The 14,946-nt window shown below is 71.9% G+C and carries 11 protein-coding genes and 1 tRNA gene; 7 read left to right on the top strand and 5 right to left on the bottom strand.

Translation table 11 applies throughout. The features are described 5' to 3' along the window. Positions 1-3 precede the first annotated feature (3 nt). Positions 4-2,511: an SCO7613 C-terminal domain-containing membrane protein gene (locus tag ACIQM0_RS12105; RefSeq protein ID WP_401285887.1), complete on the bottom strand. Its 2,508-nt coding sequence runs from the start codon at positions 2,509-2,511 to the stop codon at positions 4-6. Between the two features lie 83 nt (positions 2,512-2,594). Here ACIQM0_RS12105 and ACIQM0_RS12100 point away from each other — a divergent pair, with 83 nt between their 5' ends. Together ACIQM0_RS12100 and ACIQM0_RS12095 are read left to right on the top strand one after the other, a co-directional pair. Then, positions 2,595-3,041 (top strand): SRPBCC family protein, encoded by a 447-nt coding sequence (locus tag ACIQM0_RS12100; protein ID WP_401285886.1) that lies wholly within the window; start codon positions 2,595-2,597, stop codon positions 3,039-3,041. 39 nt (positions 3,042-3,080) lie between these two features. After that, positions 3,081-3,152, top strand: a tRNA-Val gene (locus tag ACIQM0_RS12095). Between the two features lie 97 nt (positions 3,153-3,249). Here ACIQM0_RS12095 and ACIQM0_RS12090 read toward each other — a convergent pair. Then, entirely contained in the window at positions 3,250-3,975 is a 726-nt protein-coding gene (locus tag ACIQM0_RS12090) for a 3'-5' exonuclease (RefSeq protein WP_401285885.1), read from the bottom strand. A 338-nt stretch (positions 3,976-4,313) separates the two neighbouring features. Here ACIQM0_RS12090 and thrS point away from each other — a divergent pair, with 338 nt between their 5' ends. Beyond that, positions 4,314-6,290 carry a threonine--tRNA ligase gene (gene thrS, locus ACIQM0_RS12085; protein ID WP_401285884.1) on the top strand — a complete coding sequence of 659 codons (1,977 nt, stop codon included), beginning with the start codon at positions 4,314-4,316 and terminating at the stop codon, positions 6,288-6,290. Between the two features lie 27 nt (positions 6,291-6,317). Here the strand turns inward: thrS and ACIQM0_RS12080 are convergent, their stop codons facing one another. Continuing rightward, a complete protein-coding gene (locus tag ACIQM0_RS12080; protein ID WP_401285883.1) occupies positions 6,318-6,995 on the bottom strand; it encodes a potassium channel family protein in 678 nt (225 codons plus the stop codon). Between the two features lie 66 nt (positions 6,996-7,061). Between ACIQM0_RS12080 and ACIQM0_RS12075 the strand changes: the two genes are divergently transcribed. Then, positions 7,062-7,619 (top strand): HIT domain-containing protein, encoded by a 558-nt coding sequence (locus ACIQM0_RS12075; protein ID WP_145762438.1) that lies wholly within the window; start codon positions 7,062-7,064, stop codon positions 7,617-7,619. Between the two features lie 127 nt (positions 7,620-7,746). Here the strand turns inward: ACIQM0_RS12075 and ACIQM0_RS12070 are convergent, their stop codons facing one another. Both ACIQM0_RS12070 and ACIQM0_RS12065 read right to left on the bottom strand, forming a co-directional pair. After that, entirely contained in the window at positions 7,747-9,417 is a 1,671-nt protein-coding gene (locus ACIQM0_RS12070) for a hypothetical protein (RefSeq protein WP_401285882.1), read from the bottom strand. A gap of 148 nt (positions 9,418-9,565) precedes the next feature. Beyond that, positions 9,566-11,791 (bottom strand): elongation factor G-like protein EF-G2, encoded by a 2,226-nt coding sequence (locus ACIQM0_RS12065; protein WP_401285881.1) that lies wholly within the window; start codon positions 11,789-11,791, stop codon positions 9,566-9,568. 302 nt (positions 11,792-12,093) lie between these two features. Between ACIQM0_RS12065 and pgsA the strand changes: the two genes are divergently transcribed. The 3 genes from pgsA to ACIQM0_RS12050 are packed head-to-tail and all read left to right on the top strand — an operon-like array spanning position 12,094 to position 14,863. Continuing rightward, on the top strand, positions 12,094-12,774 hold the full coding sequence (pgsA, locus tag ACIQM0_RS12060) for a phosphatidylinositol phosphate synthase (RefSeq protein ID WP_401285880.1): 681 nt from the start codon (positions 12,094-12,096) through the stop codon (positions 12,772-12,774). Next, positions 12,771-13,706: a phosphatidylinositol mannoside acyltransferase gene (locus ACIQM0_RS12055; protein ID WP_363027689.1), complete on the top strand. Its 936-nt coding sequence runs from the start codon at positions 12,771-12,773 to the stop codon at positions 13,704-13,706. Before pgsA ends, ACIQM0_RS12055 begins: the two co-directional genes overlap by 4 nt. Beyond that, a complete protein-coding gene (locus ACIQM0_RS12050; protein WP_363027691.1) occupies positions 13,703-14,863 on the top strand; it encodes a glycosyltransferase family 4 protein in 1,161 nt (386 codons plus the stop codon). Before ACIQM0_RS12055 ends, ACIQM0_RS12050 begins: the two co-directional genes overlap by 4 nt. Positions 14,864-14,946: the final 83 nt, after the last annotated feature.

Below are 14,946 nucleotides of genomic sequence, written 5' to 3'. Positions count from 1 at the left end.
ACGTCACCGCATGCGGCCCAGGGCGTCCCTCAGCCGCCGGGCGTCGCGCAGCCGCTTCTCGTACGTCGCCCCGACCGCCAGCAGCAGCGCCCCGGCCAGCGCCGGAGCCACCCAGCGCGGCATCGCGCCCACCACCTGGACGACATACGGCGCGAGCTCGTGCAACGCGTCCAGCGCCAGCACCGCACCGCCCAGCACCAGAAGGGCCTGCAGCCGCCACCGCGCCCCCAGCAGCGTGATCAGCAGCGCCGCCGCACCGAGCAGCAGCGGCCGCAGCCAGTGCGGATCGGCCCAGGCGGCGAGGAGCGACGGCAGCAGCGTCGCCGCCAGAGCCGCCCCGTACGCCGTCCACGACGACGCGGCGGGATCACGGCGCCGGCGCAGCACGCCGATCACCAGCGCCGCCACGGTCACCGGCAGGGTGTACGCCTCCGGGGACGACACCCCGGACGCCGAGAGCCGGACCCAGGACGCCGTCACGAACAGCGCCGTCGCCAGATATCCGGCCACCGGCCGACGCTCCGGACGCAACGCCGTGCCGGCCGCCAGCACCGCGCACAGGGCCAGCACCAGCGCCAGGAACGGCAGGTCGCCCACTGCCATGCCCACGGCGGGCAGCGCCGCCGCGGCGCCGGTCAGCTCGACCGGCAGCGCCACCGCGTGCGCCTTCAGCCGGGCGCCCAGCAGCACGGTCACCGCCGGCACCGCCAGGAGCAGCGGGGCCGCCCGATGCGCGGCCAGCCCCAGCGAGGCACCGCACGCACCGGCCAGTACGACGGCGCAGAGCACCGCCGCGCACGCCGCCACCGCCTGCACGGCCGCCGGCACCCGGTCCGGCCGCGACGCCGGGACCACGGGAACCTCCAGCGCGACCGCGGCCGCCACGAGCGCCACCAGCAACGTCCCGAACACCGCGTACGTGGCCGCCTCCGTGCTCAGTGACAGCAGCGTCACGTCCACCGCACCCACGGCTCCGCACACCGACGCCGTCAGCGCCACCCCCGTCGTCCCCCGCCGCAGTCCGACCACCGCCACCGCGAACACGGCGGCGGCCAGTACCAGTTGCACCGAGACGGCCACCGCGTACGAGGCGTCCAGAGCGGCCGGCAGGACCGCCAGTCCCGCCCAGCCGAGCACCGGAGCCGTCACCCCGACAGCACCCCGCGCCGAGGGACCGGGGGAGAGCGCCGGCCCGGCCCAGCGCAGCACGCCCTCCCACGACCTGTACGCCAACCCGAGCACCGCGGCCACCACGAGCAGTACGACGGGGGCCGACGCCATCTCCGTCCACGGCAGTCCCGCCGCACCCGTCGCGCCCCGGGCACCGCCGTGCGGCGCGCCCGACCACACCCGGCCGAGCTGCACCACCGGACCCGTCAGCGACACCACGACCGGCGGCAGCGAGAACAGCACCGACCCCGCCGCCACCACGCCCGAAGCCCACACCAGCCCCTGCCCGGCCGGACGCCCCAGCGGCGCCCGTACACCGGCCAGCAGCGCCGCGCCGCACAGCAGGTACACCGGCACCACCCAGCCACCGGGCACCCCCGCGACCACCACTCCGGCGACGCCGGCCACGACCGCCAGACCACCGGCCACCGCGACCGCCGCCGGCGCCCGCCGGGCCCCGCACAGCGCGATCGCCGCGCCCGCCAGCAGCAGCGCACCCGGCGCCACCGCGCCCGCCGGCGCATCGGCCACCAGCGACTTCACCAGTGCCAGCAACAGCCCCGCCCCACCGGTCACCCAGAGGCCGGAGCCGGCCGTCACCCGTACCGCGATCCCCTTGCCCCGCACCGCGATCACACAGTCCAGCGCCGCCGTCGCCAGCAGCGCGCCGGCGAACACCAGGACGTCCGCCCGCTCCGCCCACGCCCACAGCAGCAGCGGCAACTGCGCGCCGAGCACCGCGGCGGGCAGCGGCAGCCGCAGCCCGCCGAGCAGCAGCCCGTACCCCGCCCACAGCACGGCCAGCACCGCCGAGGCGGCCGCCGCGAAGCCCAGGCCGCTCGTCCCCGGAAGCGCCACCTCATGCAGCGCGTAGGCGTCCAGCACCATCAGGGCAGAGGCGAGGGCCGCGAGCGACTCGGCCGTCGAGGACAGCCCCCGGCGCAGCAGCACGGCAGGCGCGGCCAGGGCTGCCGCCGTGACGGTCGCCAGAACCGCCGAGCGGCCGCCGATTCCCAGTTGGCCCCAGCCGACCAGGGTGAACGCGATGGCCGCGATCGTCAGCAGCAGTCCGCCGAGCACGAGCAGTGCATTCTGCGCACCACGGGTGCGGACCGCGGGAACGGGCGGCCGGCCCGGAGCCGCGAACGGCGTCGGGGGGCGGCCCGCAGGCGGCGGGAACGAGGGCGCGGGAGGTGATGCGGCCAGCAGCGGGCCGGGCGTCCGCAGGACGCTCAGCAGCCAGGCGCGACGGTGCAGCAGCTGGGACCGGCGCAGGTCCAGCCCGGCGAGCTCGTGGTCGAGGAGCGCCAATTCCTCGGCAGGCGGCGGCAGATGTTCCATGAACGCGAGTGTGGCGGCGGTCACGCATTCGGACATGCGCACGGATACTCAGTTCCCCCGCTGAGTATGCGCATCCTGGACGCATGGACTGGAGTCACTACCGTTTTGTAAGCATCTGGGACCTCGACGCCTCGCCCGGTGCCGTGTACCGGCTCCTGGAACAGGTGGAGCAGTACCCGCGATGGTGGCCGCAGATCCGCGAGGTCACTCCGGTCGACGGCACCTCCGGCACCACCCGCATCCGCTCCCTGCTCCCGTACGACCTCGTCATCACGGTCAGCGAACGCCGCCGGGACCCGGTCGCCGGGATCCTCGAAGTCGCCGTCAGCGGCGACCTCGAAGGCTGGGCCCGCTGGACCGTCGTCCCGCGCGGGACCGGGAGCCGCGCCACGTACGAACAGGAGGTCGAGGTGCGCAAGAGGCTGATGCGGCTGCTCGCGCTGCCGGGGCGCCCGGTGTTCCGGGCCAATCACGCCCTGATGATGCGGGCCGGACGCCGGGGGTTCGCGGCGCGGCTGGAAGCGGTTTGAACCACACCCGCAGAGCCCTGTATGGTTCAACCCGTTCCCGGGCGATTAGCTCAGTGGGAGAGCGCTTCGTTCACACCGAAGAGGTCACTGGTTCGAAACCAGTATCGCCCACCCCGGGAGAGGCCGGTCCGTCAGCGACACCGACGGACCGGCCTCTGCGTGTCCGGCTCCGCGGCGGTTTCTCGTGGAGCCCCGGGCGCACACCCGCTCACGCGGCGGCGCTCAGCTCCGGACGCAACGGCCACGCCGGGTCCACCGTCTCCGGCGTGCCGCTCCTGGTGAACCAGGCCTGCAGACCACGCGCCTGGGCGGCGTGCCACACCGCCTGGAGCGTGTGCAGCTCCGCCGGGGTCAGCCGCTCCAGCCGGGTGGCGAACCGCCGCCCCACCGCCCGGACCAGCTCCAGCGACGCCGCCGCATCGGCCGCCGCGTCATGCGCCCCGTCCAGCACCACCCCGTACAGCTCGCACAGATCCGTGAGCGTGCGCCGGCCCTTGCGGTAGCGGTCCAGATGCTTGTCGAGCACCCGGGGATCCAGCACGCACAGCGGCGTGGTCCCCAGGTAGCCGGCCAGCGACGACGCCCGGTGCCGCTTCAGCTCCCGGTCCAGCAGCGTCAGGTCGAACGGCGCGTTCATCACCACCAGCGGCCGGCCGGCCGCACTCTGCTCGGCCAGGGCCCTCGCTATCTCCTCCACCACCGGCGCGGGCCACCGCCCGTTGCGCTGGAGGTGGTCATCGGTCAGCCCGTGGATCTCCGTCGCTCCCGCGGGCACCGGCACCCCCGGATTCACCAGCCAGCGGGTGACCCGCGTCCGCCCGCCGGCGCCGTCCTGGAGGACGAGGGCCGCCGAGACGATCCGGTCCCCCTCCACGTCCACCCCCGTCGTCTCTGTGTCAAAAGCGGCCAGTGGCCCCTCGTACCAATGAGTCATCCCCGAACTCCTCGCGCCCGAGCGGCAGATGGCGTGATTTCCCCTGCCCGGTTCGGTGATACCCGCACCCTTTGCCTGGTACGCCGTATGCGGGCCGCCCGCTGCGGTGGCGCCGACGGATCGGTAGCGCCGGGCGTGTGGGGTCAGTCCCGGCCGCGGGCCGTCGAGGGCACCGGTGAGCAGGAGAACGCCGACCATTTCGAGGAGGCCCGCACCGGGGAGCAGCCCGGCGGAGGCCGCCGAATCCGGCGCTTTCGCTAAGAGGGGTGTCGGCTCGGTACGATTCCCCGTGCACGTGCAAGAGGAATGCGGTGCACCCCCTGAGTCAGGAGAGACCGGTGTCAGACGTCCGTGTGATCATCCAGCGCGATTCCGAGCGGGAAGAACGCGTGGTGACGACGGGCACTACGGCAGCCGAGCTCTTCCCCGGCGAGCGCACCGTCGTCGCCGCCCGCATCGCCGGTGAACTGAAGGACCTCGCGTACGTGGTCGCCGACGGCGACACCGTCGAGCCCGTCCTGATCTCCTCCCAGGACGGCCTGGACATCCTCCGGCACTCCACCGCACACGTCATGGCGCAGGCCGTGCAGGAGCTGCACCCCGAGGCCAAGCTCGGCATCGGCCCGCCGGTCAAGGACGGCTTCTACTACGACTTCGACGTCGAGACGCCGTTCACGCCCGAGGACCTCAAGGCCATCGAGAAGAAGATGCAGGAGATCCAGAAGCGGGGCCAGAAGTTCTCCCGCCGGGTCGTGACGGACGAGGCCGCCCGCGAGGAGCTGGCCGACGAGCCGTACAAGCTGGAGCTCATCGGCATCAAGGGCTCCGCCTCCACGGACGACGGCGCGGACGTCGAGGTGGGCGGCAGCGAGCTGACCATCTACGACAACCTCGACCCGAAGACCGGGGACCTCTGCTGGAAGGACCTCTGCCGGGGTCCGCACCTGCCGACCACCCGGTTCATCCCGGCGTTCAAGCTGATGCGCAACGCGGCCGCCTACTGGCGCGGCAGCGAGAAGAACCCCATGCTCCAGCGCATCTACGGCACCGCCTGGCCCACCAAGGACGAGCTGAAGGCGCACCTGGAGTTCCTGGAGGAGGCCGCCAAGCGCGACCACCGCAAGCTCGGCAGCGAGCTGGACCTCTTCTCCTTCCCGGACGAGATCGGCCCCGGCCTCGCGGTCTTCCACCCCAAGGGCGGCGTCATCCGCCGGGCCATGGAGGACTACTCGCGGCGCCGCCACGAGGAGGAGGGCTACGAGTTCGTCTACTCGCCGCACGCCACCAAGGGCAAGCTCTTCGAGAAGTCCGGCCACCTGGACTGGTACGCCGACGGCATGTACCCGCCCATGCAGCTCGACGACGGGGTGGACTACTACCTCAAGCCGATGAACTGCCCGATGCACAACCTGATCTTCGACGCCCGCGGCCGTTCCTACCGTGAACTGCCCCTTCGGCTCTTCGAGTTCGGCACCGTGTACCGGTACGAGAAGTCGGGCGTCGTGCACGGCCTGACCCGCTCGCGCGGCTTCACGCAGGACGACGCGCACATCTACTGCACCAAGGAGCAGATGGCCGAGGAGCTGGACCGGACGCTCACCTTCGTCCTGAACCTGCTCCGCGACTACGGTCTGACCGACTTCTACCTGGAGCTCTCCACCAAGGACACGGAGAAGTTCGTCGGCTCGGACGAGGCCTGGGACGAGGCCACCGAGACGCTGCGCCTGGTCGCGGAGAAGCAGGGGCTGCCGCTGGTCCCGGACCCGGGCGGCGCCGCGTTCTACGGCCCGAAGATCTCGGTGCAGTGCAAGGACGCCATCGGCCGGACCTGGCAGATGTCGACCGTGCAGCTCGACTTCAACCTGCCGGAGCGCTTCGACCTGGAGTACACCGGCCCCGACGGCACCAAGCAGCGCCCGGTCATGATCCACCGCGCCCTGTTCGGTTCCATCGAGCGCTTCTTCGCGGTGCTGCTCGAGCACTACGCGGGTGCGTTCCCGGTGTGGCTGGCCCCGGTCCAGGCCGTCGGCATCCCGATCGGCGACGCGCACATCCCGTACCTCCAGGAATTCGCCGCCAAGGCCCGCAAGCAGGGGCTCCGGGTCGACGTGGACGCCTCGTCGGACCGGATGCAGAAGAAGATCCGCAACCAGCAGCGGGCCAAGGTGCCGTTCATGATCATCGCAGGCGACGAGGACATGGCCAACGGCGCCGTCTCCTTCCGCTACCGCGACGGTTCGCAGGAGAACGGCATCCCCGTCGAGGACGCCCTCGCCAAGATCGCGAAGGCCGTCGAGGACCGCGTCCAGGTCTGACCGGTCACGGACGGGGCCCCCGGCGAGCTATCCGCTCGCCGGGGGCCCCTTCTCGTCCTCCCGGCGGAACGCCTGGATCAGCCACGACGAGAACGAACCCGTCACCGCTCCCAGCAGCGCCAGCCCGCAGGCCATCAGACCCGCTGCCACGACCCGGCCCAGCGGCGTCACCGGCACGGCGTCCCCGTACCCCACCGTCGTGAGCGTCGCGCACGCCCACCAGACCGCGTCGCCGAAGGTCCGGATCGAGGCACCCGGGGCATCGCGCTCCAGGCGGTAGACGGCCAGGGCGGCCGAGACACCCAGCAGCACGGACGTCATGCCGGCGTACGACATCACGCGGGCGTACAGGCTCAGCCGGGGCTCGTCGCGGCGCTTCTGGACGGCCGTGTAGACCTTGACCATCCGCAGGGGCCGCAGCAGCGGCAGGAGGAGCACCACCGTGTCCAGCCAGTGCACCCGGACGAAACGGAGGCCGAGACCGCTGAGCCGGACCCTGACGGCGTAGTCGATGACGAAGAGCAGCCAGGTGGCGCCGACCAGGAGAAGGGAGATGTCGCGCCAGGGTTCGGCGTCGCGCGGGGCGAGGACACGGGTCGCGTAGCCGAGCAGGAACAGCATCGAGGCGACGAAGAGCGGCGCCTCCGCTCGCTGCTCCCATCGGGTCAGAGCGGGAGTGGGCTGGGCCGTGGGGCGGTCGCTCATCGGCCAAGCATCGCGGGGCGGGGGCGGGTCCGGCCCCGGCGACACGCTCCGCACGGGGTAAGCAATATGCTGATCGGCATGACGAGTGAGCCCGAGCAGCAGATCGGAGTGGGGACGCCCGACGCGTTCCAGCGCCTGTGGACGCCCCACCGGATGGCGTACATCCAGGGCGAGAACAAGCCGACCGGTCCGGAGGCCGGCGACGGCTGTCCGTTCTGTGCGATTCCCTCGATGTCGGACGAGGACGGGCTCGTCGTCGCACGCGGCGAGAAGGTCTACGCCGTGCTGAACCTCTACCCGTACAACGGTGGGCATCTGATGGTGGTGCCGTACCGGCACGTCGCGGACTACACCGAGCTGGACGGTCCGGAGACGGTGGAGCTCGCCGATTTCACCAAGCGTGCGATGACCGCGCTGCGTGCGGCGTCGGGCGCGCACGGGTTCAACATCGGTATGAACCAGGGCGCGGTGGCCGGCGCCGGCATCGCCGCGCACCTGCACCAGCATCTGGTGCCCCGCTGGGGCGGCGACACCAACTTCATGCCGGTGGTGGGTCACACCAAGGTGCTGCCGCAGCTGCTGGCCGACACCCGGAAGATGCTGGCCGACGCCTGGCCCGTCTGATCCGTCTGATCCGTCTGATCCGTCCGGTCCGGTCGGCCGTCTGGTCCGTCTGGTCCGGTGTCCCCCTCGGCTTCCGCGCAGGGTGCCCCGGTTGCCCGGGGCGCCCTGCGTGTTCGTGCGGGAGTGTCTACGCGTCGTACAGGTCGGCCTTGCGCGGGGTCGGGTCCTGGACGGCTCCGCTCAGCGTCGACGAGCGGTTGCCGAAGCGTTCGGTGTCGACGCCGTTCTCGTCGAGCACCTTGATGACGGCGTTGTGCACCACGCGCAGGACGGGCGTGGCCGCACGCATCGCGTCGTCCGCCATGAAGCGGTGGCGCCACGGCTTCTCGGCCCAGGCGTGCCGCAGCCCGAAGGGTTCCGGCAGCGCAATCTTGCCGCCGAGGTAGTCGAGCAACGGCGGGTACCAGGTGAACGGGGCGCGCAGGGCGAGGCGGACCACCTCGCTGGACTCGACCAGCGCCAGCGTGATGCTGCGGGTCTCCCAGAACTTGACGGTCTTGTTGACCGTCTTCGTCTTGGCGGCGGGTTTGCTGGTGAAGAGGGAGTGGACCGGGCCGAGGGCGTGTCCGGTGACCTCGATGCGCAAGGTCTCGAAGAGCACGGTGACGGTGATCATCATCGTGATGACCAGCTGGCCGTCCCAGAGGGTGAACTGGACGCCGAGGTAATGGCGGTCGCCGCCGCCGAACTGCTGGTGGTTGCAGATCCGCTGTATCTCGTGCGGCTTCACCTGGAAGGTGGCGACGTCCTCGCCCTCCGGGCGGGAGACCGATCCGGCGTTCTCACCGACGGGCGACACGATCCAGTGCGTGACCGAGGGCTTGGGGAAACCGCCCGTGTTCAGCGGGCCGCGCTCCAGCATCTTGAGCTGGTCGTGGATGACGCGTACCAGGTCCCAGCTGCGGAACTGGTGGAACTCCTTGCCTGGATCCTTGGAGACGAGGTCCTCCGCGAGCTGCCAGCTGCCCCAGCGGGTGCCCATGCCGAGGATGCCCTTGGGGCCGGCGTAGAAGACCGAGTTGGACTGCTGCTCGGCCGAGAGCTTCTCCAGGCCCTGCCGGAGGGCCTCGCGGGCGGTCTCGCTCGGGTTCTTCGGTACGGCTTCGGGGATCTTGGCGACGACACCGCCGCCGGAGAGGAGCCCCTCCCAGCGGACGCGCATGTCCTGGGCGGAGGTCTCGGCGATCCGCTTGGCGATCAGCCAGCCGATGACGGGGGCGACGACCATGGCGCGTACGTAGAGCCCCAGGAAGCCGTTGAGGGGCATTTTGATCAGGAGGAACACCGCGGCGATCCCGATGATCGGCAACAGGGCGTTGCCGACGACGGAGAGCCCCTTGTCCTTGGTGTTGGTGAGACCGTCGCGCAGCCGGAACACGAGGACCCACAGCAGCATTCCGGGCAGGAAGAGGAAGCCGAACAGCGCGGTCACCACGGTGAGCTTGGTGTCGCGCGCCTTGCGGAGCCGGGACGCGGACAGGCAGTGCTCGACGACGGTCTGCGGATCGCTGCCGAAGGACTGGATGAGCGCACCGCGGGCGCCGCCCAGGGTGCGTTCCTGGACGGCGCGGGAGAAGGCCTCGCCGAGGTTGGGCTTGAAGTAGTCCGACTTGAAGAGCTTGGACCGGCCGGCCTTCACCTCGGACTTGTGCCACTCGCTGTTGGCCTTGAGGATCTCGTCCACCGGGCTGTCGCGGTACGCGGCAGAGGCGAGGGCGTTCGTCGCCACCGCCGCTCCCGCCGCCCCCTGGAGCGGAATCTGCGCTCCTGGAGAGAAATCGAATCCGTCGTTGGCCACTGTCGCCCCCACTCGCCCGCCAAGGAACCGCTCGTGCGGCTGATTCCCAACTGCCGTGCCCGGCACACTTTCTGAGCTGGGACCACAGCGTATCGTCCGGATCGACACGGTGTCCGGCCCTGTGGACAACCGTGGTGGACGCGGGGTGCTACATACCGTTCGTCCCGTTGTGCTGTTGTTCGCGCATACGGTCCGAGAGCTGTGCGGGCATGGCTTCGTGGCGGGCGTACGAGCGGTCGAAGCGGCCGGCGCCGTGGGACAGGGAGCGCAGGTCGACCGCGTACCGGCCGATCTCCAGCTCCGGCACCTCGGCCCGTACGAGGGTGCGTCCGGGCCCGGACTGCTCGGTGCCGACCACCCGGCCGCGGCGGCCCGAGAGATCGCTCATCACCGGACCGACGCAGTCGTCGGGGACGAGGACGCGGATCTCGGCGACGGGTTCGAGCAGCTGGATGCGGGTGTCCGCGGCCGCCTCGCGCAGGGCCAGGGCGCCGGCGGTCTGGAAGGCGCCGTCCGAGGAGTCCACGGAGTGGGACTTCCCGTCCCGCAGGGTGACCCGCAGGTCGACGAGCGGGTGTCCGGTGGCGACACCGTGGGCGGCCTGCGCGCGGACGCCCTTCTCGACGGACGGGATGAACTGGCGCGGCACCGATCCGCCGACCACCTTGTCGACGAACTCGATGCCGGAGCCCGGTGGCAGCGGCTCGACGTCGATCTCGCAGATGGCGAACTGACCGTGGCCACCGGACTGTTTGACGTGCCGGCCGCGTCCGGTGGACGGGCCGGAGAACGTCTCGCGCAGGGCGACGCGGTGGGGGACCGCGTCGACCTGGACCGCGTACCGGCTGCGCAGCCGGTCCAGTGCCACGTCCAGATGGGCCTCGCCGAGGCACCACAGGACCACCTGGTGGGTGTCCTGGTTCTGCTCCAGACGCATCGTGGGGTCCTCGGCCACGAGCCGCGCGAGGCCCTCGGAGAGCTTGTCCTCGTCCGCCTTGCCGTGTGCCTCGATGGCGAGTGGCAGCAGCGGGTCGGGCATGGTCCAGGGTTCCATCAGCAGCGGACGGTCCGGGTCGGACAGGGTGTCGCCGGTCTCCGCGGTGCCCAGCCGGGCGACGCAGGCGAGATCCCCGGCGATGCACTCGGTGAGGGGGCGCTGCTGCTTGCCGAACGGGGAGGAGAGCGCGCCGACGCGGATCTCGGCCTCGTGGAAGGGGCGGGCCTCGTGGCCGGGGCCGGTGAGCCCGTGACCGAACACGTGCACGGTGTCCTCGGAGCGCAGGGTGCCGGAGAAGACGCGCACCAGGGAGAGCCTGCCGGCATAGGGGTCGGAGGCCGTCTTGACGACCTCGGCCAGCAGCGGTCCCCGGGCGTCGCGGCCGAGGGCGGGGAGCGGGGCCCCGTGCAGGGTGGTCACGCCGGGCAGCGGGCGTTCGAGCGGGGTCGGGAAGCCGCCGGTGATCAGGTCGAGGAGTTCGACGGTGCCGACGCCCTGCCGGGCGCCCTCGGCGGCGGGGGCGGCGGTGAGGACGGGGTGGAAGGTGCCGCGTGCGACGGCGCGCTCCAGGTCGTCGACGAGTGTCCTGATGTCGATGTCCGCGCCGTCGAGGTAGCGGTCCATCAGGGTCTCGTCCTCGCTCTCGGCGATGATCCCTTCGATGAGCCGGTCGCGGGCGTCGGACAGGGGCGCCCGCTGGGCCTCGGCGGGCGGGTTCTCGCTCCGCTCGCCCCCGGAGTAGTCGAAGATCTGCTGGGAGAGCAGCCCGGTGAGCCCGGTCAGCGGGGCGTGGCCGTCGGAGCCCTCGGGGCCGTGCACGGGCAGGTGGAGCGGGAGCACGGCGTCGGGGTCGTCGCCGCCGAAGATCTCCCCGCAGATCCGCGTCATCGCGTCGAACGGGGTGCGGGCGGTGTCGAGGTGGGTGACGACGATGGCGCGCGGCATACCGACGGCCGCGCACTCCTCCCAGATGGCACGGGTGGCACCGGCCACGGCGTCGGCCTCCTGGGCCGCCGAGACAACGAAGAGGGCCGCGTCCGCCGCCCGCAGACCGGCCCTGAGCTCCCCGACGAAATCCGCGTAGCCGGGGGTGTCCAGCAGATTGATCTTGATCCCGCCCCATTCGACGGGGACCAGGGAGAGCTGTACGGAGCGTTGCTGCCGGTGCTCGATCCCGTCGTGGTCGGAGACCGTACTGCCGTCCTCGACCCGGCCGGCCCGGTTGACCGCGCCCGCGGTCTGTGCGAGGGCCTCGACGAGGGTGGTCTTGCCCGAACCGCTGTGGCCGACCAGCACCACGTTCCGTACGGAGGAGGGGTGGTCGGCCGTCGCCGCTCTTCCGGCGGCCCCGGTGTGCGCGTGTGCCTTGTCGCCCATGGTGCGTTCCTCCCGGATGGTGGCGCGGGGCGGGAGAACCGCCGGGCGCGGGATGGGGAGTGGGGCACGGGCAGAGGGGAGCCGCCGCGGCGGCTTCGGCGACGCCCGCGGTACTTCCGAGCTTTCCACTGTGTCCCGGTTCCGTCCATACGTCGCACGCCGCGACAGGATCCGGGCAGCCACGGGGCAGGAGCCCGATGGTGCCCAGGGGTGCCCGGACGGTGGAATGCGGCAGTCGTGACTACGATGGGCCAGCCGGTGGCCGATGGGGCCATGCGGCCCACCGAACCCTCGGGAAGGCCATGCTGAACAAGTACGCGCGTGCATTCTTCACGCGTGTCCTCACGCCGTTCGCCGCACTGCTGCTCCGTCTCGGAGTGAGTCCTGACGCGGTCACTCTGATCGGCACGGCCGGGGTGATGGCAGGTGCGCTGGTCTTCTTCCCGATGGGGGAGTTCTTCTGGGGCACGATCGTCATCACGATCTTCGTCTTCTCCGACCTCGTCGACGGGAACATGGCGCGGCAGGCCGGCATCTCCAGCCGGTGGGGCGCGTTCCTCGACTCGACGCTCGACCGGGTGGCCGACGGGGCGATCTTCGCCGGCTTCGCCCTCTGGTACGCGGGCAGCGGCGACGACAACGTCCTGTGCGCGGTCGCGATCTTCTGCCTCGCGAGCGGTCAGGTCGTCTCGTACACCAAGGCACGCGGCGAGTCGATCGGTCTGCCGGTCGCCGTCAACGGGCTCGTGGAGCGGGCCGAGCGGCTGGTGATCTCCCTCGTGGCGGCCGGGCTCGCCGGACTGCACACGTTCGGAGTGCCCTGGATCGAGCACCTCCTCCCGATCGCGCTCTGGTTCGTCGCGGCGGGCAGCCTGGTGACGCTCGTGCAGCGAGTCGTGACGGTGCGCCGCGAGTCCGCGGAGGCCGACGCGGCCGCCGCCGAGTCGGCCGCGGTGGACCGGGGGAGCGAGGCCACGCAGTGAGCCGCGCCCCCGGGGACGCGAGGCCCGGCCCCAAGGAACGGATCAGCGACGGGCTGTACGGACTCGGCTGGGCCGCGGTCAAGAAGCTTCCCGAACCGGCCGCGCGGGCGCTCTTCCGTACCATCGCCGACCAGGCGTGGAAGCGGCGCGGCAAGAGCGTGCTGCGGCTGGAGTCGAATCTGGCGCGGGTCGTGCCGGACGCGAGCCCGGCCCGCCTCGCCGAGCTGTCCAGGGCCGGGATGCGCTCGTACATGCGGTACTGGATGGAGTCGTTCCGGCTGCCCACCTGGAGTGCGCGGCGGATCAAGGACTCCATAGAGGTGGCGGACACGCACCGGCTGACCGAGGGCCTCGACGCCGGGCGCGGCGTCGTCCTCGCCCTGCCCCACCTGGGGAACTGGGACCTGGCGGGCGCGTGGGTCACCACGGATCTGAAGGTCCCGTTCACCACGGTCGCCGAGCGGCTGAAGCCGGAGTCGCTGTACGACCGGTTCGTGGCGTACCGCGAGGGACTGGGCATGGAGGTCCTGGCGCACAACGGAGGAACCGCGTTCGGCACGCTGGCGCAGCGGCTGCGGTCGGGCGGACTGGTCTGCCTGGTCGCCGACCGCGATCTGTCCGCCTCCGGCGTCGAGGTGACGTTCTTCGGCGACACGGCCCGGATGCCGGCCGGTCCGGCGCTGCTCGCCCAGCAGACCGGTGCGCTGCTGCTGCCGGTCACGCTCCACTACGACGACACGCCGGTGATGAAGGCGCGGATTCATCCACCCGTCGAGGTCCCCGGCTCAGGTGACCGCGCGCAGCGGACGTCTGTCATGACACAGGCGCTGGCCGACGCCTTCGCCCTGGGAATCGCCGAGCACCCGGAGGACTGGCACATGCTGCAACGGCTCTGGCTCGCCGACCTCGAACCCCTCGGAGACCAGCAGTGAAGATCGGCATCGTCTGCCCGTACTCCTGGGACGTACCGGGCGGGGTCCAGTTCCACATCCGTGATCTGGCCGAGCACCTGATCCGGCTCGGCCACCAGGTGTCCGTGCTGGCCCCGGCCGACGACGAGACGCCGCTCCCGCCGTACGTGGTGTCCGCGGGCCGGGCCGTGCCCGTCCCGTACAACGGTTCCGTGGCCCGGCTGAACTTCGGCTTCCTGTCCGCGGCACGGGTGCGGCGCTGGCTGCACGACGGCACGTTCGACGTGATCCACATCCACGAGCCGACCTCGCCCTCGCTGGGGCTGCTGACCTGCTGGGCCGCGCAGGGGCCGATCGTCGCCACGTTCCACACGTCCAATCCGCGCTCCCGGGCGATGATCGCCGCCTACCCGATCCTCCAGCCGGCACTGGAGAAGATCAGCGCGCGCATCGCGGTCAGCGAGTACGCGCGCCGCACCCTGGTCGAGCATCTCGGCGGAGACGCCGTCGTCATCCCGAACGGCGTCGACGTCGGGTTCTTCGCCGCCGCCGAGCCCAGACCCGAGTGGCAGGGCGGCACGATCGGCTTCATCGGGCGCATCGACGAGCCCCGCAAGGGCCTGCCCGTCCTGATGCGGGCACTGCCCGCGATCCTGGCCGCCCGCCCGGACACCAGGCTGCTGGTGGCCGGCCGGGGCGACGAGGAGGAGGCCGTCGCCTCGCTGCCGAAGGAGATGCGCGAGCGGGTCGAGTTCCTCGGCATGGTGAGCGACGAGGACAAGGCGCGGCTGCTGCGCAGCGTCGACGTGTACGTCGCGCCCAACACCGGCGGCGAGAGCTTCGGCATCATCCTGGTCGAGGCCATGTCGGCGGGCGCGCCGGTCCTGGCCAGCGACCTGGACGCCTTCGCGCAGGTCCTGGACCTGGGGGCGGCGGGCGAACTGTTCGCCAACGAGGACGCGGACGCGCTGGCCGCGGCCGCGGTCCGGCTGCTGGGCGACCCGGAGCGGCGCGCGGAACTGCGCGAGCGCGGCAGCGCACACGTACGGCGCTTCGACTGGTCGACCGTGGGAGCGGACATCCTCGCGGTGTACGAGACGGTGGCGGACGGGGCCGCGTCGGTCGCGGCCGACGAACGCACCGGGCTGCGGGCCAGGTTCGGGCTGGCGCGGGACTGAGCGGCCGCCGGGCCGCCCGGCAGCCCCTGAGCCGTCTCCGGCTTCCCGGCGGATCTCCCGCAGGCTCTGCGGCCGGCCGAGGC

The sequence above is a fragment of the Streptomyces sp. NPDC091387 genome (assembly GCF_044756945.1).
In the GTDB taxonomy this organism is placed as follows: Bacteria; Actinomycetota; Actinomycetes; order Streptomycetales; family Streptomycetaceae; genus Streptomyces.
This window is presented reverse-complemented; position numbering and strand designations above follow the sequence as displayed.

Coding starts and splice junctions, on each gene's coding strand:
- ACIQM0_RS12105 (WP_401285887.1), bottom strand. CDS start 2,511: ATGGAACATCTGCCGCCGCCTGCCGAGGAATTGGCGCTCCTCGACCAC.
- ACIQM0_RS12100 (WP_401285886.1), top strand. CDS start 2,595: ATGGACTGGAGTCACTACCGTTTTGTAAGCATCTGGGACCTCGACGCC.
- ACIQM0_RS12090 (WP_401285885.1), bottom strand. CDS start 3,975: ATGACTCATTGGTACGAGGGGCCACTGGCCGCTTTTGACACAGAGACG.
- ACIQM0_RS12080 (WP_401285883.1), bottom strand. CDS start 6,995: ATGAGCGACCGCCCCACGGCCCAGCCCACTCCCGCTCTGACCCGATGG.
- ACIQM0_RS12075 (WP_145762438.1), top strand. CDS start 7,062: ATGCTGATCGGCATGACGAGTGAGCCCGAGCAGCAGATCGGAGTGGGG.
- ACIQM0_RS12065 (WP_401285881.1), bottom strand. CDS start 11,791: ATGGGCGACAAGGCACACGCGCACACCGGGGCCGCCGGAAGAGCGGCG.
- pgsA (WP_401285880.1), top strand. CDS start 12,094: ATGCTGAACAAGTACGCGCGTGCATTCTTCACGCGTGTCCTCACGCCG.